The following is a 22,545-nucleotide window of genomic DNA, read 5'->3' on the forward strand; positions in this document are numbered from 1 at the left end:
ATCCGGGTGGACGACCGGATGATCCGGTGCAGGCGCGCCCTCAGATGGCCCAGGATCGCTCCAATGGTGTGGCCACAGCCAACACGCACGGAGCAGACGGCCTCTCCTTCGGTTCCCCTCAAAGCGCTTGGGGGCAGACGAGCGGTACGAGACGGCAAAAAGCGACCCATTTCCGCTCGCAGACCTCCCGATCGATCGGCGCCGCAAACTTCACCAGAACGTGGCGCATGCCGATCATCTCGACCAGGCGGACGCACAGCGGGTCGTCGTGTTCCGGAAACGGGTCTTCCGGCTTCGTGTCGCGGCTCGAATTTGCGGGGTATGTGCCAGAATCATACGAGATCTTGCAGCCCCCAGCCAACAAAATCGACCGGTTGATAAGTGAAATCCGCTGCATAAAAGGGGTTCCGGGTGGCAAGAGAGGACGCGTTCAGCCGGTCTTCTTCAGAGCCTGTCAGGCGGATTTCCAGCGTTTGTGGATCCAGAACCACTGCCCCATATGCGCCCGCACAAGCTTTTCCAGCCCGTCATTTATGTCCTGGGTCATGGTCTGCGGATCGGAAGGCTCGATGGGCGCGTGCATCTCTATTTCAAAGTTCAGCCCATCGGGTTTGCGGATCGCGTACACCGGTATCAATACGGCATTCTGTTTGAGGGCCAAATCAGCAGGAGTCGTTGATGTCAGCGCCGGCTGGCCAAAAAAGGTAAGCCACTTGCCTTCCTGAACATGCAAATCGCCAACGATGGCAATGATGCCGCCCTGCTTCAGGTGCCGCACCATTTCGACCATCCCCCGTCGGCCCTGCTCGAACATCGGCCGACCGACAGCCGAAATTGTCCGTACGTAGTGTTCGTTGAAATACGGATTGGCCATGCGCCGATACAGCGCGCCCATTTCGTATCCCATCGAAATCAACTTGGCGCGGGCCGCATCGTAGTTGCCGAAATGGCCGGTCATCAAGATCACCGGCCTGCCCTGTTGGCGGGCCTCCTGCAACGCGGCCAGGCCCGGCCCGCTGATCTGCGCCGCGCGGGCCCGACGCAAAAACTGCTCGCCAGCATACAGTTCGATCAGCGCCCGCCCGGCATTGTCTGCAACAGCGTGGCAAAGATCTGTAACCTCGTCATCAGACAAGTCCGGACAGGTCAGATTCAAATTGTTGCGGACCCGCCGGTCGATCCCCGCCAACCGCCCAAGGACACGCGAAACGATCCAGCCCATGACTGGCAAGCGAGCCCGGTATGGGATAAGCCCCACGCCCCCGATCAGCGCCCGCAAGAACAGGTTGGCTGTATAATATTTGACACGCTCCAGGCGCGAAAGATCGGAAAAGTCTGCCGGCATTCAAAAGCTCTCAGCGGCGATAGGTTTCGCGGTGCCAGACATACAGACCCGCTCCGGCGATCACAAGGGCACCCGCCACAGTCCATCCATCCGGCAATTCGGCAAAGAACAACGCGCCCCAACAGGCAGCAAAAATCAGACCGGTATAGGAATAGGGTGCCAGCATCGAAGCCTCTCCCAGACTGAAGGCCCGGATCAGCGCAAGTTGACCCAATGTGCCCAGCACAGTGATTGCACCAATCAGCGCCCACCCTCCCCCATCAGGGGTTTGCCACGCAAACGGCACCGCAAGGCTCAGCAACACGGTGCCCACTAGCCCAGTGTAAAATAGCGAGGTCCAGACATCCTCGTTTGGACCCAACTTGCGGGTCAATAGAGAGTATGCGGAATAACAGACCGCCGCGCCCAACGGCAACAGCGCTGCTGCAGAGAACACATCACTGCCGGGGCGGATCACGATCAGCGCACCGATCAGGGCGACAACGATACCCACGACTCTGCGCGGCCCCAGGGCTTCTCCCAGAAACACAGCCGCTCCCAGGGTGATCAAGACCGGGTTCATGGCCATTAGCGCGGCAGCATCAGACAGTGGAATCAGGCTGATCCCGGTAAAGAAAAACGCCGTGGCGCACATCAGCAGCACAGAACGCAGAAGCTGAAGCCAAGGGTGGCTGGTGCGGGCCACGCGATGCAGACGCGGTGCCACGAGAAGCAGGACCAGTACCATCTGCCCGGCATACCGCGCCCAAAGCGTCGGCAGCACGCCGATGCGCGGAGCAAGCGCTTTGGCGCTGGCATCCATCAACGTGAAACACAGGATCGCCCCGATCATCAGCAGGATCGCCCGATTGCGCGGATTCGGGGCGGCGACAGCGGTCACGTGCTGCCCGTCTCGGGATTTGGGCTAAACCCATGTGCAGGGCAAATTTCGCAATTCCGTATTCTTGTCATTCACCCCTGATAGGCGTGCGCCAGGGAACTGTCCATCGCCCCCGAACGTGTCCGCCCTGCTCTGCCGGTCCGATGCAGATACCGACCCTTGTCCCATTGCCCGATGAAAGACTTGGCCCTAACGTTGAGACAATCAGACGGAGGATACACATGCAGATTACAGATTCCCGTGAGATCGCCGCTCCGCGAGCGGATGTCTGGCAGGCCTTGCTCAGCGCGGAGGTGCTGAAAGACTGTGTGCCGGGTTGCCAGGAAATGAGCGGCTCGCCCGAAGACGGGTTCGAAGCCACAGTGGTACAGAAAGTTGGCCCCGTAAAGGCAACCTTCAAGGGTGCGGTCACGATTTCAGATGTGGTCGAAGGGGAAAGCCTGACCCTGACCGGCGAAGGCAAAGGCGGCGCAGCCGGTTTTGCCAAAGGCGGCGCCCGCGTGACCTTGACCGATAGCGAAACAGGAACCTTGCTGTCCTATGACGTGGATGCCAAGGTGGGCGGAAAGCTGGCGCAACTCGGCAGCCGGATCATCGACGGCTTTGCAAAAAAAATGGCGGATCAGTTCTTTACCACTTTCCAGCAGAGGGTCGAAGGTCCCGCGCCGGAACAGGAAGTTGGTGCCGAGGACGCGCCTGAGCCAGAAAAGAAAAAGGGGTGGCTGCGCCGTGTGGTTTCGAACTGAGGCGCAAAACCAACGAAAGGGAGTTTGATCATTGCGTATAGAATTGGCTGTGAACGGGATAGAGTGTGTTGGGGATGTTGAGGGCCGGACGTTGTTGTCCGGTTTTTTGCGTGATGGATTGGGATTGACGGGGACGCATGTTGGGTGTGACACGAGCCAGTGCGGGGCCTGTGTGGTTCATGTGGACGGTGTAGCGGTCAAGTCCTGCACGATGTTTGCGCTTGAGGCGGATGGCTGTTCGGTGGAGACGATCGAGGGTCAGGCGGCGGCGGACGGGACGCTGAACGCGATCCAGCAGGCGTTTCAGGATCATCACGGGCTGCAATGCGGGTTCTGCACGCCGGGCATGGTGATGTCGGCGGCGGCTCTGCTGAAGGAAAATCCCGAGCCGACCGAAGCCGAAGTCCGGGCCTATCTTGAGGGCAATCTGTGTCGCTGCACGGGCTATCACAACATCGTACGGGCGATCCTGGCGGCTTCGGGTCAGGACGTGAGCGCGATCGCGGCGGAATAAGGCCGGGGGCCAGCCCCCGGACCCCCGGAGTATTTCCGGCAAGAGGAAGACGGGTTCGGGCGCGCGGGTTTCGCGGTCGTGAGACAGAGGCGGCAAGGGCCGCCGGAATGTAGGGCGGGTTTTCCCGCACCCCAGGGAGGAGACAGACATGCCAAAGGACAGCGGCATCGGAGCCAGCAGCAAGCGGCGCGAAGACGTGCGGTTTTTAAGCGGAACCGGCAATTACACCGACGACATCAACCGGCCGGGCCAGGCCTATGTGCATTTTCTGCGCTCGGATGTGGCGCACGGGCGCCTGGGTGCGGTCGACACCACGGCGGCGGCGGCGATGCCGGGCGTGGTGCGCATCTTCACCGGTGCGGATTTCGAGGGCGTCGGCAGCATCCCCTGCGGCTGGCAGGTGACCGACCGGTTCGGCGAACCGATGCAGGAGCCGACCCATCCGGTCCTGGCCCAGGGCAAGGTGCGCCATGTGGGGGATCCGATCGCGGCGGTCGTGGCCGAGACCTATGAGCAGGCACGCGATGCGGCCGAGGCGATCGAGGTTGAGATCGAGGAATTGCCAGCGGTTGTGGACATGAAAGCGGCGCTGGCGGACGGCGCGACGAAGGTACATGAAGATCTGACGTCAAACCTTTGTTACGACTGGGGATTTATAGAGGATAACCGGGATTCGGTGGATGCGGCCATCAAGGGCGCGGCGCATGTGACGGTGCTGGATCTGGTCAATCAGCGCATGGTGGCCAACCCGATGGAACCACGGGTGGCGGTGGGCGATTACGATCGCGGTACCGGCGATCACACGCTGTACACCACCAGCCAGAACCCGCATGTCATCCGCTTGTTGATGGGCGCCTTTGTGCTGGGCATACCGGAACATAAATTGCGGGTGGTGGCGCCGGATGTGGGCGGCGGTTTTGGCACCAAGATCTTTCACTATGCCGAAGAGGCGTTCTGCACCTTTGCCGCCAAGGCGGTGAACCGGCCAGTGAAATGGACCAGTTCGCGCAGCGAGGCCTTCATGAGCGATGCCCATGGGCGCGATCACGTCACCAGGATCGAACTGGCGCTGGATGCCGACAACAACTTTGTCGCCATCCGCACGGACACGCTGGCCAACATGGGCGCGTATCTCAGCACGTTTGCGCCCTCGGTGCCGTCCTATCTGCATGGCACCCTGATGGCGGGCAACTACAAGACGCCCAACATCTACGTCAACGTGCGGGCGGTGTTCACCAACACGGTGCCGGTGGATGCCTATCGCGGAGCCGGGCGTCCCGAGGCGACCTTTCAGCTCGAGCGGGTCATCGACAAGGCGGCGCGCGAACTGGGGGTGGATCCGATCGCGCTGCGGCGGCAGAACTTTGTCACCGAATTTCCCTATGCCACGCCGGTGGCGGTGGAATATGACACTGGCGATTATAACGCGACGATGGACAAGCTGGAACAGATCGCCGATCTCGCGGGTTTTCCGGAGCGGCGCAAGGCCTCCGAGGCCAAAGGCAAGCTGCGCGGTCTGGGGGTGAACTGTTATATCGAGGCCTGCGGGCTGGCCCCCAGCAACCTGGCGGGTCAGCTGGGCGCGCGCGCCGGGCTGTACGAGAGCGCCACGGTGCGGGTCAATGCCACCGGCGGGCTGGTGGTGATGACCGGCAGCCACAGCCATGGCCAGGGCCACGAGACCGCTTTTCCCCAGGTGGTGGCCGAGATGATCGGCATTCCCGAGGACATGATCGAGATCGTGCATGGTGATACCGCCAAGGTGCCGATGGGCATGGGCACCTACGGGTCCCGCTCGCTGGCGGTGGGGGGATCGGCCATCGTGCGGGCGACCGAGAAAATCATCAACAAGGCCAAAAAGATCGCGGCCCACCTGCTGGAGGCGGCCGAGGCCGATATCGAGCTCAAGGAGGGTGCGTTCAGTGTCGCGGGCACGGATAAATCCGTGGCCTGGGGCGATGTGACCCTGGCGGCCTATGTGCCGCATAACTATCCGCTGGACGATATCGAGCCGGGGCTGGAGGAGACGGCGTTTTACGATCCGGCCAACTTCACCTATCCGGCCGGGGCCTACGGGTGCGAGGTCGAGGTCGACCCCGAGACCGGCAAGGTCACCATCGAGCGGTTCTCGGCGGCGGATGATTTCGGCAATATCGTCAACCCGATGATCGTGTCGGGCCAGGTGCATGGGGGTATCGGCCAGGGCATCGGCCAGGCCTTGCTTGAGCATTGCGTCTATGACGAGGACGGTCAGTTGCTCAGCGCCAGTTACATGGATTATGCCATGCCGCGGGCCGACGATGTGCCGTTCTACGCGGTGGATCATTCTTGCGCGACGCCCTGCACCCACAACCCGCTGGGGGTCAAGGGCTGTGGCGAGGCCGGTGCCATCGGCAGCCCGCCGGCGGTGGTCAACGCGGTGATCGACGCGCTGCAATCGGGCGGCAAGGACGTGACCCATATCGACATGCCGCTGAGCCCCGCGCGGGTCTGGGCGGCGCTGAACGGATGAAACCGGACACCGGGGGCGCCCCGCCCCCGTTCGCCAGTGTCTCTTGGAGCCATGGCGAGACCAAGGCCCCCCCGGGGGATATGTGAAGCAAGAGAAAGAAGACGGGGCCGACCCCCGGAGTCTTTGGGAGAAGCACGATGTACGCATTTGAATTCGACAAACCGGCCACGGTGGCCGAGGCGGTTGCGGCGCTGGCCGCAGAGGACGCGCAGGCACTGGGGGGCGGGCAGACCCTGATTCCGACGCTGAAACAACGGCTTGCCAGCCCGTCGCGGCTGGTCAGCCTGACCGGGATCGACGACATGAAAGGCGTCGGCGCGGCGGATGGTGCGGTGACCATCGGCGGCGGCACCACCCATGCCCGGGTGGCGGCAGAGGCCGGCGACTATCCGGCGCTGGCGGCGCTGGCGGGCCGCATCGGCGATCCGGCGGTGCGCAACCGCGGCACCATCGGCGGCAGCCTGGCCAACAACGACCCCTCGGCCGACTATCCCGCCGCGGCCCTGGCCAGCGGCGCCACCATTGTCACCAATACGCGCGAAATCGCGGCGGACGACTATTTCCAGGGCCTGTTCACCACTGCGCTCGACGAGGGCGAGATCATCACCGAGGTGCGCTTTCCGATCCCCCAGGCGGCCAATTACCAGAAGTTCGAACAGCCCGCCTCGCGCTTTGCCCTGGTCGGGGTCTTCGTGGCCCGGTTCGACAGCGGCGTGCGCGTCGCAGTCACCGGCGCCTCGGAAGATGGGGTGTTTCGCTGGAGCGAGGCCGAAGAGGCCCTGACCAGGGCGTTCCGCGAAGACGCCCTCATGGACCTCGACATCGCCCCCGCCAACATGATCGCAGACCTGCACGGATCCAAGCCATACCGCGCCCACCTCGTCAAAACCATGACCAAACGCGCCATCCAGAATATGCCGTAATCCAAAAATCCCATCCGCGACGGCCGAAATCTGAGGTGCATTGAAAACAATGTCGCTGCCCCTGTTCCGGGCGGGTTCCGGCTGGTCTTTCGCTGGCCTGAGTGTATCTTGAAACGATGGCCACAAATCGGAGCGGGACGTGATGAAAGACCTCTATCTGCGCAGCGATGCGACGGAGTTGGCGGCGCGGGTTGCAAGACTGGACGTAACTCCGGACGAGTTGCTGGATTGCGCATTGGAGCAGGTCGCCGCGCTGAACCCGGATTTGAACGCTGTGGTGATGATCCGCGAAGACGTGGCGCGCGCTTCGATCCGGGCTGGCTTGCCCGAGGGTCCGTTTCGGGGCGTTCCGTTCCTGATCAAGGACTTGGGGGCCGAAGCGGTGGATTTTCCCACCAACAATGGATCCGCCCTGTGGCGCAACAGCCAACACAGCTATGACAGCGAAATGTTCCTGCGAATGCGTGCGGCGGGACTGGTCACATTTGCGCGCACCACCTCGCCCGAACTGGGTGTCGGGCCGGTGACCGAAGCACAGGTTTATGGCGGGCCGACGCGCAATCCATGGAATACTGATCATACCTCGGGTGGATCATCCGGTGGCTCGGGCGCAGCGGTTGCGGCGGGGATCGTTCCGGCGGCCCATGGCAGCGACGGTGGTGGTTCGGTACGCATACCTGCGTCGTCCTGTGGTCTGGTCGGGTTCAAACCCACACGGGGGCGCCTGCCCGAGGGGCCAGGAGCCGGCGAAGGTTGGGGCGGCATGGCAATTGACGGCTTCCTGACCCGCAGCCTGCGTGACACCGCAGGTCTTTTGGACGCGGTCGATGGTCCGGATTTAGGTGCGCCCTATTTCCCGCCGACTCTGCAGGGTACCTTCATCCAGGCCATGAGCCGCCCCCCCGGACAATTACGCGTGGCCCTGTGTAACACGACATTGAGTGGTGAACCGACCGACCCGGAATGCGTCGCCGCGGTCGAGAACACCGGAAAGCTGCTGCAGGATCTGGGTCATCTGGTTGAGCCATTGCATTTGCCGGTCGATCTGGATGTCGAGAGCATGATGGTCGCCTGGACCCAAATTGTCGCCTGCGGAACGGCACTGTCGGTGCGCCACGTATTGAATGGCAGACCGTTGGATCCAACCCTGCTGGATGGCGTAACGCGCGGAGCGATTGCCTATGCCGATCGGCTTTCCGGTTCGGATTATCTTGGCGCGCTGAATGCGATCCATGCCTTTGGCCGCCGGATGGCACACCTGTTTACAACCTGTGACGTTCTTGTGACGCCAACTTTGGCGCGCCCTCCTGCGCCGGTTGGCCAGTTGGCCCCCACGAACGAGGATTTTCTGGATTACCGCACCGGCCCCGGTGGGGTGTTCGACTACTCCCCCTTTACCGCCGTGTTCAATGCCAGCGGGCAGCCGGCGGTTTCATTGCCCTTGCATTGGAGCGCGACGGGCCTGCCGGTTGGGGTCCATCTGGCCATGCCATTTGGAGCGGATGAAACACTGATGGCTTTGGCGGCACAGATTGAGATCGCTGCGCCCTGGTTTGCCAGGCAACAGAGGCTCATCGACCGGCTGGCGGGCTTGGCGTAACGCCCAATACAGATCGGAGTGCGCCTTGGCTCAGGCAGAGATCATCATCGAAAATGGCCGTTTGATCACCTTTGCCGAGGGCAGACCGCGCGCCGAGGCCTTGGCGTTGGCCGACGGGCACCTCCTGGCTGTGGGCTCAAACGCCGATATCCGCGAGATGCGCGGGCCCGGCACCCGCGTGATCGATGCGCAGGGCAACACTGTGCTGCCGGGCTTTATCGAAAGCCACATCCACCTCTTCGCCGGTGGGTTCGAACTGGGCCTGCTGGATCTGTCGGGGTGCCATGATGCCGACACGCTTGCGCAGAGTGTGCGCAGCCATGCCGCAAATACTCCGGACCAGTCTCTGATCTATGCCATCGGTGCACAATACGATCTGCTTGGCAAAGGTCGGCCCATTGATCGCCACGGGCTGGATCGGGCGCTGCCCGGACGGGCCTTTGCGGTCCTGGCCGCCGATCATCACACGGTCTGGGCCAATACCCCGGCGCTGAAACTGGCTGGGATTCTGAACGGTGCCCCGGTGTCCAAGGGCAGCGAGATCGTGATGGGACCGGACGGTCTGGCGACAGGCGAATTGCTGGAACCGGGGGCATACGGCTATATCCTGGCCAAAACCGAACTGGGCGGGCGCGACATGCTGGGCATGACCACAGGCGCGGATCCGGTACCCCCGGCCACACCCGGTCAACGTGCGGCGGACAAGGCCGCATTGCGCGCCGGGTTGCGGCATCTGGCAGCAACGGGGGTGACCACCTTTCACAACATGGACGGCAATTTTTATCAGCTGGAATTGCTGGCCGAAATTCAGTCCGAAGGCGATTTGCTCTGCCGGGGGCAGATTCCATTTCATCTGAAGAATTTCGACCCAATCGACCGGCTGGACGAAGCCGACGAGATGCGCCGCCGCTATGCATCGGACTGGCTGTGGTCCAACCGGCTCAAGCTGTTTTACGATGGGGTGGTGGAGTCCGGAACCGCCGCGATGTTGCAGCCCTATCCGAACTGGCCCGACAGTGCGGGCGCGCCCTTGTTCGACAACACGCAATTCAATCAGATCTGTATGCGTGCCGATGCCATGGGCCTGCAAATCAGCGTTCATGCTATCGGTGACGCCGCCGTTCGCGGGACGCTGGATGCCTTTGCTGCGGCCCGGCACGTCAATGGGATCCGCGACAGCCGGCACCGGATCGAGCATATCGAAATTTTGCACCCCGATGATCTGCCCCGTCTGCGGGCACTGGACGTGGTGGCCTCGATGCAACCGTTGCACGCTCCCTGCGGCGGGTTGTTTGCGGCACCACCAAAGGGAATGATCCTGCATGAAACCCAGAAACCTTTGGCTTATGCTTGGCAAAGCATTCGCGACACCGGTGTGCCGATGATCTTTTCATCGGATTGGCCGGTGGTTCCGGTCGAGGTTATGCCGTCCATTCAGGCCGCTGTCGCACCCATGGATCTGCCATTACCCTGGAGCGGCCAACGTCAAAGCCTGATGAATGCACTGCACAGCTATACCGCGCAGGCCGCCCATGCTGAATTCAGCGAGTCCACCAAGGGCCGGCTGGTGCCGGGCATGTTCGCGGATGTGGTGGTGCTGTCAGATAACATCGAGGCGCGCCCTTCCGAAACCCTGGACCAGGTCACCGCCTCGATCACGATCTGCGGCGGGCGGATCACCCATGACACCACGGGTATCTGAGAAGACGCGCCCACCTCAGATTTCGGCCGTCGCGGATGGGATTTTTGGATTACGGCATATTCTGGATGGCGCGTTTGGTCATGGTTTTGACGAGGTGGGCGCGGTATGGCTTGGATCCGTGCAGGTCTGCGATCATGTTGGCGGGGGCGATGTCGAGGTCCATGAGGGCGTCTTCGCGGAACGCCCTGGTCAGGGCCTCTTCGGCCTCGCTCCAGCGAAACACCCCATCTTCCGAGGCGCCGGTGACTGCGACGCGCACGCCGCTGTCGAACCGGGCCACGAAGACCCCGACCAGGGCAAAGCGCGAGGCGGGCTGTTCGAACTTCTGGTAATTGGCCGCCTGGGGGATCGGAAAGCGCACCTCGGTGATGATCTCGCCCTCGTCGAGCGCAGTGGTGAACAGGCCCTGGAAATAGTCGTCCGCCGCGATTTCGCGCGTATTGGTGACAATGGTGGCGCCGCTGGCCAGGGCCGCGGCGGGATAGTCGGCCGAGGGGTCGTTGTTGGCCAGGCTGCCGCCGATGGTGCCGCGGTTGCGCACCGCCGGATCGCCGATGCGGCCCGCCAGCGCCGCCAGCGCCGGATAGTCGCCGGCCTCTGCCGCCACCCGGGCATGGGTGGTGCCGCCGCCGATGGTCACCGCACCATCCGCCGCGCCGACGCCTTTCATGTCGTCGATCCCGGTCAGGCTGACCAGCCGCGACGGGCTGGCAAGCCGTTGTTTCAGCGTCGGAATCAGGGTCTGCCCGCCCCCCAGTGCCTGCGCGTCCTCTGCGGCCAGCGCCGCAACCGCCTCGGCCACCGTGGCCGGTTTGTCGAATTCAAATGCGTACATCGTGCTTCTCCCAAAGACTCCGGGGGTCGGCCCCGTCTTCTTTCTCTTGCTTCACATATCCCCCGGGGGGGCCTTGGTCTCGCCATGGCTCCAAGAGACACTGGCGAACGGGGGCGGGGCGCCCCCGGTGTCCGGTTTCATCCGTTCAGCGCCGCCCAGACCCGCGCGGGGCTCAGCGGCATGTCGATATGGGTCACGTCCTTGCCGCCCGATTGCAGCGCGTCGATCACCGCGTTGACCACCGCCGGCGGGCTGCCGATGGCACCGGCCTCGCCACAGCCCTTGACCCCCAGCGGGTTGTGGGTGCAGGGCGTCGCGCAAGAATGATCCACCGCGTAGAACGGCACATCGTCGGCCCGCGGCATGGCATAATCCATGTAACTGGCGCTGAGCAACTGACCGTCCTCGTCATAGACGCAATGCTCAAGCAAGGCCTGGCCGATGCCCTGGCCGATACCCCCATGCACCTGGCCCGACACGATCATCGGGTTGACGATATTGCCGAAATCATCCGCCGCCGAGAACCGCTCGATGGTGACCTTGCCGGTCTCGGGGTCGACCTCGACCTCGCACCCGTAGGCCCCGGCCGGATAGGTGAAGTTGGCCGGATCGTAAAACGCCGTCTCCTCCAGCCCCGGCTCGATATCGTCCAGCGGATAGTTATGCGGCACATAGGCCGCCAGGGTCACATCGCCCCAGGCCACGGATTTATCCGTGCCCGCGACACTGAACGCACCCTCCTTGAGCTCGATATCGGCCTCGGCCGCCTCCAGCAGGTGGGCCGCGATCTTTTTGGCCTTGTTGATGATTTTCTCGGTCGCCCGCACGATGGCCGATCCCCCCACCGCCAGCGAGCGGGACCCGTAGGTGCCCATGCCCATCGGCACCTTGGCGGTATCACCATGCACGATCTCGATCATGTCCTCGGGAATGCCGATCATCTCGGCCACCACCTGGGGAAAAGCGGTCTCGTGGCCCTGGCCATGGCTGTGGCTGCCGGTCATCACCACCAGCCCGCCGGTGGCATTGACCCGCACCGTGGCGCTCTCGTACAGCCCGGCGCGCGCGCCCAGCTGACCCGCCAGGTTGCTGGGGGCCAGCCCGCAGGCCTCGATATAACAGTTCACCCCCAGACCGCGCAGCTTGCCTTTGGCCTCGGAGGCCTTGCGCCGCTCCGGAAAACCCGCGAGATCGGCGATCTGTTCCAGCTTGTCCATCGTCGCGTTATAATCGCCAGTGTCATATTCCACCGCCACCGGCGTGGCATAGGGAAATTCGGTGACAAAGTTCTGCCGCCGCAGCGCGATCGGATCCACCCCCAGTTCGCGCGCCGCCTTGTCGATGACCCGCTCGAGCTGAAAGGTCGCCTCGGGACGCCCGGCTCCGCGATAGGCATCCACCGGCACCGTGTTGGTGAACACCGCCCGCACGTTGACGTAGATGTTGGGCGTCTTGTAGTTGCCCGCCATCAGGGTGCCATGCAGATAGGACGGCACCGAGGGCGCAAACGTGCTGAGATACGCGCCCATGTTGGCCAGCGTGTCCGTGCGGATGGCGACAAAGTTGTTGTCGGCATCCAGCGCCAGTTCGATCCTGGTGACGTGATCGCGCCCATGGGCATCGCTCATGAAGGCCTCGCTGCGCGAACTGGTCCATTTCACTGGCCGGTTCACCGCCTTGGCGGCAAAGGTGCAGAACGCCTCTTCGGCATAGTGAAAGATCTTGGTGCCAAAACCGCCGCCCACATCCGGCGCCACCACCCGCAATTTATGTTCCGGTATGCCCAGCACAAAGGCGCCCATCAACAAGCGGATGACATGCGGGTTCTGGCTGGTGGTGTACAGCGTGTGATCGCCGGTACCGCGATCGTAATCGCCCACCGCCACCCGTGGTTCCATCGGGTTGGCCACCATGCGCTGATTGACCAGATCCAGCACCGTCACATGCGCCGCGCCCTTGATGGCCGCATCCACCGAATCCCGGTTATCCTCTATAAATCCCCAGTCGTAACAAAGGTTTGACGTCAGATCTTCATGTACCTTCGTCGCGCCGTCCGCCAGCGCCGCTTTCATGTCCACAACCGCTGGCAATTCCTCGATCTCAACCTCGATCGCCTCGGCCGCATCGCGTGCCTGCTCATAGGTCTCGGCCACGACCGCCGCGATCGGATCCCCCACATGGCGCACCTTGCCCTGGGCCAGGACCGGATGGGTCGGCTCCTGCATCGGTTCGCCGAACCGGTCGGTCACCTGCCAGCCGCAGGGGATGCTGCCGACGCCCTCGAAATCCGCACCGGTGAAGATGCGCACCACGCCCGGCATCGCCGCCGCCGCCGTGGTGTCGACCGCACCCAGGCGCCCGTGCGCCACATCCGAGCGCAGAAAATGCACATAGGCCTGGCCCGGCCGGTTGATGTCGTCGGTGTAATTGCCGGTTCCGCTTAAAAACCGCACGTCTTCGCGCCGCTTGCTGCTGGCTCCGATGCCGCTGTCCTTTGGCATGTCTGTCTCCTCCCTGGGGTGCGGGAAAACCCGCCCTACATTCCGGCGGCCCTTGCCGCCTCTGTCTCACGACCGCGAAACCCGCGCGCCCGAACCCGTCTTCCTCTTGCCGGAAATACTCCGGGGGTCCGGGGGCTGGCCCCCGGCCTTATTCCGCCGCGATCGCGCTCACGTCCTGACCCGAAGCCGCCAGGATCGCCCGTACGATGTTGTGATAGCCCGTGCAGCGACACAGATTGCCCTCAAGATAGGCCCGGACTTCGGCTTCGGTCGGCTCGGGATTTTCCTTCAGCAGAGCCGCCGCCGACATCACCATGCCCGGCGTGCAGAACCCGCATTGCAGCCCGTGATGATCCTGAAACGCCTGCTGGATCGCGTTCAGCGTCCCGTCCGCCGCCGCCTGACCCTCGATCGTCTCCACCGAACAGCCATCCGCCTCAAGCGCAAACATCGTGCAGGACTTGACCGCTACACCGTCCACATGAACCACACAGGCCCCGCACTGGCTCGTGTCACACCCAACATGCGTCCCCGTCAATCCCAATCCATCACGCAAAAAACCGGACAACAACGTCCGGCCCTCAACATCCCCAACACACTCTATCCCGTTCACAGCCAATTCTATACGCAATGATCAAACTCCCTGATGCGGTGTCTATTGCGTCAAAGTTAAGCACGGCACTATCAGCTTGAGAACCCGGAACTTTTACTTCGCACCTCATGTCCACGAAAAGGCGCCCCGACGATCAGGTGTCAGGTCTACGCGGTTGTGGACGCGTCGGAATTTCCTTGAGCAACCCGCCTACGCCCAGTGCCATGATGTCCGCTGGTCCCACTGGCAATCCACAGACGACGCGTTCCAGCACCCAATCCACTCCGCTGACGGCCGGGGAGCGCGCACTGCCAGGCAAACCGATGACCCTGCGCCTGCCGATCTGCCCCAGAAACAACAGGTTTCCGGGATCGACTGGCATGCCGAAGTGCACGATCTCGCCCCCCGCCCGGCGGACCGCCTCTGGTGCCACGTCACTCGGGTCGGAGGTGGCCGAACCGGTCAGGATCAAAATCAGATCCTCGGCACACTCGGCAATCGCCTGCGTGAGCGGTTCGATTCGATGGGCAACCGTAACCTGCGGTGCAAGCTCGGCATCCAGCCGACCCATGCGGGCATGCATCATGCGATGCCCCTTGTCGTTGCGAGCGATCCGATCCCCGCCCGGTATCAGCGTTTCGATGAACCCGGCCCGGCGGATGACCGGGCGTTGCAGACCCAGCGCCCCGAATGCCGCGGCGCAGGCCCGCGCAAGTTCCTCTGCGGGGACCGCATAGGAAATGATCTTGACCGTGGCGATCATTCCGTCCGCTTCCATCCGTTGCCAGCGCGGTACCGTGGCCACAGTGATCATCGGATGCACTTGGTTCACCCGATCAATTGCAGCCGCATCAATCCGCGCCAGCCCCGCCCCCGTGGCCAACAGGTTGACGCGGCCGGTAAACGGGTCGGTCCGGCGCAGACCTGCCTCTGCGGGGACAGGCACCAGCGCCGCCGCCAGAGCCGCCGCTGCGGCGTTTTCATCCAGATCCCCCGGATCCAACCGGGCCACGATCACCTGAGTCAGCCCCGCGGACTGCATCCGCAACACCGACTCCGGCGTCAGCAGCTGCCCTTTGCGCAGGCGCGTTCCGTCGATTTTCAGCGAATGGGCCAAAATGGTTCCGACGGCCTCGGCCACCGGGACCTGGCCAAATTTCATGCTGTGCGCCCGCGCAGAACGGCGGTCATCTGGGCCAGGATCGACACCGCGATTTCGGCTGGCCCGGCGGCACCAATATCCAAACCTACGGGACCGTGAATGCGACCGATCTGTGCCTCGCTGAACCCGGCCTGCGTCATACGCTCCGCACGCTTGGCATGGGTGCGGAGCGACCCCAGCGCACCAATATAGAACACATCCGCCGCAAGCGCCGCCATCAGCGCGGGATCGTCCAGTTTGGGATCATGGGTCAGCAGCACCAGCGCCGTGCGCGCGTCCAGACCCAGTTGCGCCACCGCCTCGTCGGGCCAGTCCTGCAGGATGGTTTCGCCGGGAAACCGTTCGGAAGATCCAAAGGCGTCACGCGGATCGATCAGAATTGGATCGTAGCCGGCAATCCGGGCCATCGGCACCAGCGCCTGGGTGATGTGCACCGCACCGACCACAATCAGCCGCAGCGGCGGGTTGTGAACCGCGACAAAAACCTGCCCGTCCTCTTCGAACCCGGACCGATCCATGCGCATCCGATCCGGATAACTGTCCCGCACCAATTTTCGCTCACCGGTCTGTACATTCACGACATAACATAACGCAGTGCGCGATTGGCGGGCCTGCACCAGCTCTGCCAAAAGGGGTTCAGGCAGGACAGCCCCAACTGGTTCGACCAGCACGCGGATTGTGCCGCCACAGGCAAGACCGACCGCAAAGGCATCTTCGTCGCTGACGCCGAACTCCAACAGCCTGTGGGCACCGTCTTCCAGCGCCTCCAGCGCCTCGACAATCACCGCACCCTCGACACAGCCCCCCGAGACAGATCCCTGAATCCGGCCATCCCCGCCAACCACCAGTTGCGCACCCACACGGCGCGGGGCGCTGCCCCAGGTTTGAACCACGGTTGCCAACGCCGCCCTGGTCCCGTCGCGATGCCAACCCAGAGCGATCTCGGGTATGTTGTCTATCCGGTTCATACGCGTTCCCCCACCGTTGCGGCGGCCCGATCAGGCTGAAAGATCGCCACCCCAGGAACGGTATAGGAGTGGACCGATGTGAACACAAACACCAGACCACCCTAACCGCGTTTTAACACAATCACTCACACTCGCTTGGCACATCAGACCCCACAGACGAGATACGGCCGCCTCACCGGTCAATTCATTCGACAGAGCGCTGCCGTGTCCCCCCCCCCTCTCACCAGTCGGCTTGGCAACGCAAAGGCGATCGCGATGAAAGCCACGCCCAGAATCAGGCCCAGAACGTCCCCCGGAAAGGCGCTGATTGCGTTGAATTCGCTGCCCGGGACCAGCCCCAATGTCACCTTTCCGCCGCCGATCGGATCCAACAGACCGCTGGCCTTCCACATCGGATAGGTGATCATATAGGCGGCGGCGCCCAGTAACCCGCCCGCGATGAAAAACAGCGCGTCGCGGCGGCCAGATGCAGCGGCAACGACACCCGTGCCAGGGCAATATCCCGCCGCCGCCCAGCCTGCGCCCAGCATCAACCCACCCAGCAGAACGCCCGGATACGCCGCCTTGACCGACATATGCCCTACGTCCACGAGGCCCAGCATCTGGCCCCCGAACATCAAGACCGAACCGACACCGATCGCCAGCAGGATGGTTTTGGCCAAGTTGAGATCGGTGAGATTCAGCATCCGGCCAATCAGCGAAGGGTTCGAGGCACCGATCCGGTCCAACACAGCGCCAAAAGCCCCCCCGATCACAAGTGCGAGAAGAAATGTTTCCATGGCTCAGGCCTCCCTTTTGTACATCGTCAGCGCAACCGGGATTGCCGCCGCAAATGCTCCGATGGTAAACAGGTACCCCGACAGCGCGGTCTGCATCATTCCGGACATCATATGGCCAGAGGTACATCCGCCAGCCAGCCGGGCGCCGTATAGAACGATGAACCCGCCCAGAAAGGCCACTGCATATCTCTTTGCGGAACCCGAACCAAAATTGGCGCGCCAAAGCGCCGGAACCGTTTTGTCCACTTGTTTGATGCCGCCGCGCATCCGGGCCGAAACGAATCCGCCCAAAGCCATGGCGAGCACAAAGACAAAGCTGTAGTTCAGCGGATTGGCCACCGACCTGGCGTATTTGCCATCCGACTTGTTCAGATAGGCATTGCTTGATGCGTAACCTTCATCGATCTGCACCACCAAGTCGGCATTGACCGCATCGGCCAGAATACCATCCAGAATAACAAATTGCGTTGAGACCCCGATCGGCTTGACCAGCAGAACGGCAGCAAAGAACACTGCCCCCAGCAGCAAGCCTCCGGTTTTCCAGTCTAGAGGCATGGGAAAGCTCCTGTAATCATACATTCCACAAATAGAATACAAATGACATTCCATTATCGGAATGATTTAGATCAATTTGAGCAGAATGGTTGCATCGGCGCGGTCGAGGCAACCGCCTATGTGGACAGAGCGGCCAACAGGCGGGCCTTTTCTCCAACATCCTCGGTACGGGAAATGACTTGGGCCAGATCCTCAAGCGAGGCGATGGAATGGCCCGCGCGAAAGCTGTCGACATGCGGCAGCATGGCGGCGATGCCGCGCGCACGCGGCGCGAACCCTTGCCAGCGCAGCAACGGGTTCAGCCAGATCAAACGTCGGGCGGACAGATGCAACCGCTCCATTTCGCGCCCCAATTCGTCTGGATCATCGCGGTCCAGACCATCGGTGATCAACAGAACCACAGCCCCCTGCCCCATGACGCGCCGGGACCAGTCGCGGTTGAAGCTGTGCAAACAGGCACCGATCCGGGTGCCCCCTTCCCAGTCCTGCGCTTCGGCCCCGGCGGCAGCCAGCGCCGCATCCACATCGCGGTGTTGCAGGTGCCGGGTGATATTTGTCAGACGGGTGCCAAAGGTGAACGCGTGCACCCGTGCCCAACCCTGCCCCCGTGCGTTTGCGACCGTATGCAGGAAATGCAGGATGATCCGACTGTATTGGCTCATCGAACCGGAGATATCGCACAGCACCACAAGGTTCGGCCAGCGCGGGCGCGGTTTCAGCCGGGAGATATGATGCAATTCGCCCCCCATCCGCATGCTGGCGCGCAAGGTGCGGCGCCAATCGATACGCGTGCCGCGTTGGCTGGCCTGGCCACGGCGCGACGGGATCGGTTTTATGGGCAGAGTCAGACGGGCCAGCATCCGCTTGGCGCGGGCCACCTCTTGGGTGCTCATCTGTTCGAAATCCAGGCTGCGCAACCGCTCTTCGGAGGACATGGTCATCGAGGAATCGACGTCAATCAGGGTTTTTTCCTCGTCGTCCCCGCGCGACACGTCTTCGGGCAGCTCTGGTCGAACGCCATCCAGCAAGGCTTCGGCGGCTCGTTTCTCGGCCGCCTGGGCAACGCGCTCCTCCTGGACCCCCCGAATGGCGGGCAACATCATCGCCATCATGTGTTCCACATAACGCGGATCGCGCCAGTAAAGGCGAAAGACCTGGCCAAAAACCAGTCGATGTTCCGGTCGGTTCACAAAACAGGCATGCAGGGTCCAATAGAAATCGCGCTTGTCGGTGAACCCAGCGGCCTGAACCGCGCGGATTGCATCAATCACCCGCCCAGTCCCAATCGGCAATCCCGCCCTGCGCAGGGCTCGGGCAAAATGGGTGATATTCTGGGCGAGCTTTGGATCGTCCGGGATGTCCAGCGGTGCGATTTCAGGCATTGTTAAAGATCTTCCAGGCGCGTGAAGACTTCGTAGCCTTGAAAGCTGCTGCTGATCGAGGAAATCTGGACAAACACCTTGTCGCCGACAAGTTCCATTTTCGCCATACCAGCGCCTGAATTCACGAAACCCGTATGAGAAATTTGAATTTCATCGGCGTTGTAGAGTTTCGCAATTACGCTGGAACCCTCTACCAGCCTCAGTCCGATAACAAGGCGTTTGCCAATGTGTTCCGCTGTGGAAATAACGTACCAGTCGATGTTTCCGCTTCGAACCCGCCCTGAAGCCGTCGCGCCTATCAGCAGTTGATTTGCGTCCTGCACCCTGTCGTTGGGTTCCACTTCTTTGGCATCCGGCCTTGCTGGCAACAGGACCGGCCCCTGACTCGCAATGTCATCGGGTTTGGGAGGCAGCGCCAAGGTATCACGCAACTCAGTCGGCTTTTCAGGCACGAACAGAGGTATCGCAAGGAACGCGGCGCCGATCAGGAAAACCAGCAGACCCGCCGACGAGCTTTCGAATTTCAACCCGAACAGTTCGATCTTGGCAGATCCGCCCTGGGGCTTGGGTCGCAGCAACAGATACAACCCCGCAGCCGCGAAGATCGCGCCAGCCGCCATCAGCGCCAGCAGTTTGGAGGTATCGACCGCTTCGAACATGCTGCTCTCCCGCTGTTGGTCCGGCATTGGGCAACGTCAGACCACCTTCGTGCTCAGCTTATCCACTGGCCGGGCGTCATGCGACCTCCAATGTCGCCTTGACCTCATCCAGAATGCGCTTGGCCTCGGATCCTTGCAGCTTCTGGATATCGTCCTGATATTTAAGGATCGCGCCTATGGTGTCGGCGATCATTTCGGGCGACAGATTCAGCACGTCCAGCGCCAGCAGGCATTTGGCCCAGTCGATGGTTTCGGCCACGCCGGGTTTCTTGAACAGATCTTCGGTCCGTAGTCGTTGCACAAAGGCGACAACTTCGCGGCTCAGGTTTTCGGCGGCTTCGGGCGCGCGGGCGTGCAGGATTTCGATCTCGCGGTCAAAGTCCGGGTAGTCGACCCAATGATACAGGCATCGGCGCTTAAGCGCATCATGCACCTCGCGCGTGCGGTTGCTGGTCAGAATCACGATCGGCGGTTCAGGGGCCTTGATCGTCCCCAATTCGGGAATGGTGACCTGGAAATCCGACAACGCCTCGAGCAAGAAGGCCTCGAACGGTTCGTCGGTGCGGTCCAACTCGTCGATCAGCAGCACGGGCGCGCCGTTTTCGTCCGGGCGCATCGCCTGCAACAACGGACGTTCGACCAGAAAGTCAGGGCTGAAAAGCTCGCGGTTCAGACCCTCGCGATCCGCATTGCCCGCGGCCTCGGCTGTCCGGATGGCAATCATCTGTGCCGGAAAATTCCATTCATACACTGCGCTCGACGCATCGAGCCCTTCGTAGCATTGCAACCGGATCAGCCGCCGGTTCAACCCTGCCGCCAGGGCCTTGGCGATCTCGGTCTTGCCGACACCGGCCTCACCCTCCAAAAACAGCGGCCGCCCCAGTTTCAGCGACAAAAAAACCACTGTCGCGAGAGCACGGCCGCAGACATAACCCTGCGCCGAAAGCGTCTGCTGCACGGCGTCGATCGATTGCGGTATTTGCATGAGACCTCCTCTTCGGTTCAAAAAGGGCCTGAAATACGGCGCGCCGTCAAGCCGCTCGCCGCATATACTCTGACACGCTGTGACCAAACCCGGTCTCGATGTTGAAATTCAGAGACAATTTGCACCCGGTTTCCTGCTATGAAAGTGAAATGTAATGAATTGCGAAAGACACTTGCGCTATCACTTGCCCCAGGGACGGTCGATCTTGGCCAGACCGAAGGGCAGGAAAGGGACCCCTGAATGCGGATCGTTGCGATAACCTGCGTCAAGAACGAAGGACCCTTCCTGCTGGAATGGATCGCGTTCAACCGGTTGCTAGGGGTCGGCGATTTTCTGTTCTATTCCAATGATTGCAGCGATGGAACCGACCTGTTGCTGGATGCGCTTGCTGCGCGCGACATCGTGTATCACCTGCCCAATCCGGCGCAGGGGCGCAACTATCAGATGGAGGCCCTGAAGGACGCGCGCCGGCAACAGGTGGTGACCGCTGCCGATTGGGTCTGGATTGCCGATGTGGACGAGTTTCTGAACATCCACGCGGGCGATCACACCATTCCCGCCCTGATCCGGGCCTGTGGCGATCCACAGGCGATTTCCGTGAATTTTCAGTTTTTCGCCAATGATGACGTCAAAGACTTTGCGGATGTCCCGGTGATTGCCCAATTCACGCGCTCGCACAATCCGGACCTGTGGTGTGGCGAAGCGGCAATCGAGGTCAAATCGCTGGTTCGACACGATTTTCCGCTGCAGTATTTTGGCGCGCACCGACCGTTTTTTCGCAACGATCTCGCAGCTGAAAAGCGACCGTTCTGGACCGATGGCTCGGGGCGCCGTGTCCAGCATCGGTTTCTGGTTGCCGCAAATCCGCGACGTATCCGCCGCTTTCCCGCCAAAGGCGCACGCGCGTTCGCAACGCTGAACCATTATGCCCTTCGATCTCTGGACAGCTATCTGGTCAAGAATGACCGGGGGGACGTGAACCGCGACAACCGGGCTTTTGACGATGTCTATTGGCGCGAGCGTAACGATCCCGCATTCAAGGATCTCAGCATCCGGCGCTATCTGCCAGCGCTTACGCAGGCGCTGGCAGATCTGAAATCGGATCCCGAAATCGCTGCTTTACATGATCTGACCGTGCAACGGCATACGGCGCGACGCGACGCCTTGCTGCAGTCGCCAGCCTATCGACGGATGCGGCAACACCTGCTGGCCGCCAGCAAACTGCCGCCACAGGAAGAAGCGATGTTAGTCGAGCTGGGATTAACGTCATGACGTTGATGGTGGTCAATCTGGGTCTGCCAAAAACCGGTACAACAACGTTGGCACGCGCGTTGCGGCTTGCTGGTCTGACCGTGGCTGATTACCGCCTGCGCGGTCGCAACACAGCGAACCCTGCGCTTAAGGGGGCGTATGTCGCCGATCTGTTGTACCGCGGATATTTCGAAACCGGCGATCCAGGCGCGCTGTTGTCCGAATGCAGCGCGATATCCGAGATGAGCATGCTGCGCGCCGACAAGTCCCTGTGGCCGCAGATGGATTTTGCGCTGATCATGGCGTTGCGCGCGCATCATCCCGGCGTGCGCTTCCTGGCCTCACGTCGCGACGCGTTCGAGTTGTCCCAATCCATGTTGGCCTGGTCCAATCTGGCTGAAATCCGTCTGCCCGCCAGCGCCGTGCCCGGAATGCCCCCTGGGTATGGCGCAACCACCAAGGAGCGAACGCAGTGGATCACCGGCCATTACGATGCGCTGGCCCAGTTTTTTGCCGGTGACACGGGTTTTCTGGAGTATGATGTTGCCGACCCGGCGGCCCCGGAAAAGATCGGCGCGTTCCTTGGTCGCGATCTGCCCTGGTGGGGCCGACTGAACGTAAATCCGATGCGCAAACAGGGACTTGTAGTCTAAT

At 62.1% G+C, this 22,545-nt stretch carries 21 protein-coding genes; 8 read left to right on the forward strand and 13 right to left on the reverse strand.

Annotation, left to right across the window (positions count from 1 at the left end):
* Positions 1–118: 118 nt before the first annotated feature.
* Genes NANH_RS0105795 through NANH_RS0105805 form a run of 3 tightly spaced genes read right to left on the reverse strand, consistent with a single transcriptional unit; the run spans position 119 to position 2,225 of the window.
* Positions 119–397, reverse strand: coding sequence for a hypothetical protein (locus NANH_RS0105795; protein ID WP_027261170.1), 279 nt, complete (start codon positions 395–397; stop codon positions 119–121).
* 57 nt (positions 398–454) lie between these two features.
* Positions 455–1,345 (reverse strand): lysophospholipid acyltransferase family protein, encoded by an 891-nt coding sequence (locus tag NANH_RS0105800; protein ID WP_027261171.1) that lies wholly within the window; start codon positions 1,343–1,345, stop codon positions 455–457.
* Positions 1,346–1,355: 10 nt separating this feature from the next.
* Positions 1,356–2,225 (reverse strand): DMT family transporter, encoded by an 870-nt coding sequence (locus tag NANH_RS0105805; protein WP_027261172.1) that lies wholly within the window; start codon positions 2,223–2,225, stop codon positions 1,356–1,358.
* A 221-nt stretch (positions 2,226–2,446) separates the two neighbouring features.
* Here NANH_RS0105805 and NANH_RS0105810 point away from each other — a divergent pair, with 221 nt between their 5' ends.
* From NANH_RS0105810 to NANH_RS0105835, 6 genes are all read left to right on the forward strand, one after another.
* Complete coding sequence (locus NANH_RS0105810) at positions 2,447–2,971, forward strand: CoxG family protein (RefSeq protein ID WP_027261173.1); 525 nt, start codon at positions 2,447–2,449, stop codon at positions 2,969–2,971.
* A gap of 31 nt (positions 2,972–3,002) precedes the next feature.
* Entirely contained in the window at positions 3,003–3,485 is a 483-nt protein-coding gene (locus tag NANH_RS0105815) for a (2Fe-2S)-binding protein (protein WP_036049475.1), read from the forward strand.
* A gap of 148 nt (positions 3,486–3,633) precedes the next feature.
* Positions 3,634–5,997, forward strand: a complete 2,364-nt coding sequence (locus NANH_RS0105820; protein ID WP_027261175.1) for a xanthine dehydrogenase family protein molybdopterin-binding subunit — start codon at positions 3,634–3,636, stop codon at positions 5,995–5,997.
* 137 nt (positions 5,998–6,134) lie between these two features.
* Positions 6,135–6,920: an FAD binding domain-containing protein gene (locus NANH_RS0105825; RefSeq protein WP_027261176.1), complete on the forward strand. Its 786-nt coding sequence runs from the start codon at positions 6,135–6,137 to the stop codon at positions 6,918–6,920.
* A gap of 142 nt (positions 6,921–7,062) precedes the next feature.
* Positions 7,063–8,520 (forward strand): amidase, encoded by a 1,458-nt coding sequence (locus NANH_RS0105830; RefSeq protein ID WP_027261177.1) that lies wholly within the window; start codon positions 7,063–7,065, stop codon positions 8,518–8,520.
* 25 nt (positions 8,521–8,545) lie between these two features.
* The gene (locus NANH_RS0105835) at positions 8,546–10,222 is read left to right on the forward strand and encodes an amidohydrolase (RefSeq protein WP_027261178.1); all 1,677 of its coding nucleotides are present in this window, start codon (positions 8,546–8,548) and stop codon (positions 10,220–10,222) included.
* A gap of 49 nt (positions 10,223–10,271) precedes the next feature.
* On the opposite strand, the gene NANH_RS0105840 is transcribed toward NANH_RS0105835, so the two are convergent.
* The 10 genes from NANH_RS0105840 to NANH_RS0105885 all read right to left on the reverse strand — a co-directional run bounded on the left by NANH_RS0105840 (position 10,272) and on the right by NANH_RS0105885 (position 20,640).
* A complete protein-coding gene (locus NANH_RS0105840) occupies positions 10,272–11,057 on the reverse strand; it encodes an FAD binding domain-containing protein (protein WP_027261176.1) in 786 nt (261 codons plus the stop codon).
* Between the two features lie 137 nt (positions 11,058–11,194).
* Positions 11,195–13,558: a xanthine dehydrogenase family protein molybdopterin-binding subunit gene (locus NANH_RS0105845; RefSeq protein ID WP_027261175.1), complete on the reverse strand. Its 2,364-nt coding sequence runs from the start codon at positions 13,556–13,558 to the stop codon at positions 11,195–11,197.
* A 148-nt stretch (positions 13,559–13,706) separates the two neighbouring features.
* The gene (locus tag NANH_RS0105850; protein ID WP_036049475.1) at positions 13,707–14,189 is read right to left on the reverse strand and encodes a (2Fe-2S)-binding protein; all 483 of its coding nucleotides are present in this window, start codon (positions 14,187–14,189) and stop codon (positions 13,707–13,709) included.
* Between the two features lie 115 nt (positions 14,190–14,304).
* The gene (locus tag NANH_RS0105855) at positions 14,305–15,312 is read right to left on the reverse strand and encodes a molybdopterin-binding protein (protein ID WP_027261179.1); all 1,008 of its coding nucleotides are present in this window, start codon (positions 15,310–15,312) and stop codon (positions 14,305–14,307) included.
* The gene (locus NANH_RS0105860) at positions 15,309–16,280 is read right to left on the reverse strand and encodes an XdhC family protein (protein WP_027261180.1); all 972 of its coding nucleotides are present in this window, start codon (positions 16,278–16,280) and stop codon (positions 15,309–15,311) included. Before NANH_RS0105860 ends, NANH_RS0105855 begins: the two co-directional genes overlap by 4 nt.
* Positions 16,281–16,459: 179 nt before the next feature.
* Positions 16,460–17,059, reverse strand: a complete 600-nt coding sequence (locus NANH_RS0105865) for a YeeE/YedE thiosulfate transporter family protein (RefSeq protein ID WP_027261181.1) — start codon at positions 17,057–17,059, stop codon at positions 16,460–16,462.
* Between the two features lie 3 nt (positions 17,060–17,062).
* Positions 17,063–17,614, reverse strand: coding sequence for a YeeE/YedE thiosulfate transporter family protein (locus NANH_RS0105870; RefSeq protein ID WP_027261182.1), 552 nt, complete (start codon positions 17,612–17,614; stop codon positions 17,063–17,065).
* A gap of 116 nt (positions 17,615–17,730) precedes the next feature.
* On the reverse strand, positions 17,731–18,996 hold the full coding sequence (locus NANH_RS0105875) for a vWA domain-containing protein (protein WP_027261183.1): 1,266 nt from the start codon (positions 18,994–18,996) through the stop codon (positions 17,731–17,733).
* 2 nt (positions 18,997–18,998) lie between these two features.
* The gene (locus NANH_RS0105880) at positions 18,999–19,655 is read right to left on the reverse strand and encodes a hypothetical protein (RefSeq protein ID WP_139236467.1); all 657 of its coding nucleotides are present in this window, start codon (positions 19,653–19,655) and stop codon (positions 18,999–19,001) included.
* Between the two features lie 76 nt (positions 19,656–19,731).
* The gene (locus NANH_RS0105885) at positions 19,732–20,640 is read right to left on the reverse strand and encodes an AAA family ATPase (RefSeq protein WP_027261185.1); all 909 of its coding nucleotides are present in this window, start codon (positions 20,638–20,640) and stop codon (positions 19,732–19,734) included.
* 240 nt (positions 20,641–20,880) lie between these two features.
* Between NANH_RS0105885 and NANH_RS0105890 the strand changes: the two genes are divergently transcribed.
* The gene (locus NANH_RS0105890; RefSeq protein WP_027261186.1) at positions 20,881–21,912 is read left to right on the forward strand and encodes a glycosyltransferase family 2 protein; all 1,032 of its coding nucleotides are present in this window, start codon (positions 20,881–20,883) and stop codon (positions 21,910–21,912) included.
* Positions 21,909–22,544: a hypothetical protein gene (locus NANH_RS0105895; RefSeq protein ID WP_027261187.1), complete on the forward strand. Its 636-nt coding sequence runs from the start codon at positions 21,909–21,911 to the stop codon at positions 22,542–22,544. Before NANH_RS0105890 ends, NANH_RS0105895 begins: the two co-directional genes overlap by 4 nt.
* Position 22,545 lies beyond the last annotated feature (1 nt).

This window comes from Sedimentitalea nanhaiensis DSM 24252 (assembly GCF_000473225.1).
Classification (GTDB): Bacteria; Pseudomonadota; Alphaproteobacteria; order Rhodobacterales; family Rhodobacteraceae; genus Sedimentitalea; species Sedimentitalea nanhaiensis.

Coding starts and splice junctions, on each gene's coding strand:
- NANH_RS0105795 (WP_027261170.1), bottom strand. CDS start 397: ATGCAGCGGATTTCACTTATCAACCGGTCGATTTTGTTGGCTGGGGGC.
- NANH_RS0105800 (WP_027261171.1), bottom strand. CDS start 1,345: ATGCCGGCAGACTTTTCCGATCTTTCGCGCCTGGAGCGTGTCAAATAT.
- NANH_RS0105810 (WP_027261173.1), top strand. CDS start 2,447: ATGCAGATTACAGATTCCCGTGAGATCGCCGCTCCGCGAGCGGATGTC.
- NANH_RS0105820 (WP_027261175.1), top strand. CDS start 3,634: ATGCCAAAGGACAGCGGCATCGGAGCCAGCAGCAAGCGGCGCGAAGAC.
- NANH_RS0105825 (WP_027261176.1), top strand. CDS start 6,135: ATGTACGCATTTGAATTCGACAAACCGGCCACGGTGGCCGAGGCGGTT.
- NANH_RS0105830 (WP_027261177.1), top strand. CDS start 7,063: ATGAAAGACCTCTATCTGCGCAGCGATGCGACGGAGTTGGCGGCGCGG.
- NANH_RS0105840 (WP_027261176.1), bottom strand. CDS start 11,057: ATGTACGCATTTGAATTCGACAAACCGGCCACGGTGGCCGAGGCGGTT.
- NANH_RS0105845 (WP_027261175.1), bottom strand. CDS start 13,558: ATGCCAAAGGACAGCGGCATCGGAGCCAGCAGCAAGCGGCGCGAAGAC.
- NANH_RS0105855 (WP_027261179.1), bottom strand. CDS start 15,312: ATGAAATTTGGCCAGGTCCCGGTGGCCGAGGCCGTCGGAACCATTTTG.
- NANH_RS0105860 (WP_027261180.1), bottom strand. CDS start 16,280: ATGAACCGGATAGACAACATACCCGAGATCGCTCTGGGTTGGCATCGC.
- NANH_RS0105865 (WP_027261181.1), bottom strand. CDS start 17,059: ATGGAAACATTTCTTCTCGCACTTGTGATCGGGGGGGCTTTTGGCGCT.
- NANH_RS0105870 (WP_027261182.1), bottom strand. CDS start 17,614: ATGCCTCTAGACTGGAAAACCGGAGGCTTGCTGCTGGGGGCAGTGTTC.
- NANH_RS0105875 (WP_027261183.1), bottom strand. CDS start 18,996: ATGCCTGAAATCGCACCGCTGGACATCCCGGACGATCCAAAGCTCGCC.
- NANH_RS0105880 (WP_139236467.1), bottom strand. CDS start 19,655: ATGTTCGAAGCGGTCGATACCTCCAAACTGCTGGCGCTGATGGCGGCT.
- NANH_RS0105885 (WP_027261185.1), bottom strand. CDS start 20,640: ATGCAAATACCGCAATCGATCGACGCCGTGCAGCAGACGCTTTCGGCG.
- NANH_RS0105890 (WP_027261186.1), top strand. CDS start 20,881: ATGCGGATCGTTGCGATAACCTGCGTCAAGAACGAAGGACCCTTCCTG.
- NANH_RS0105895 (WP_027261187.1), top strand. CDS start 21,909: ATGACGTTGATGGTGGTCAATCTGGGTCTGCCAAAAACCGGTACAACA.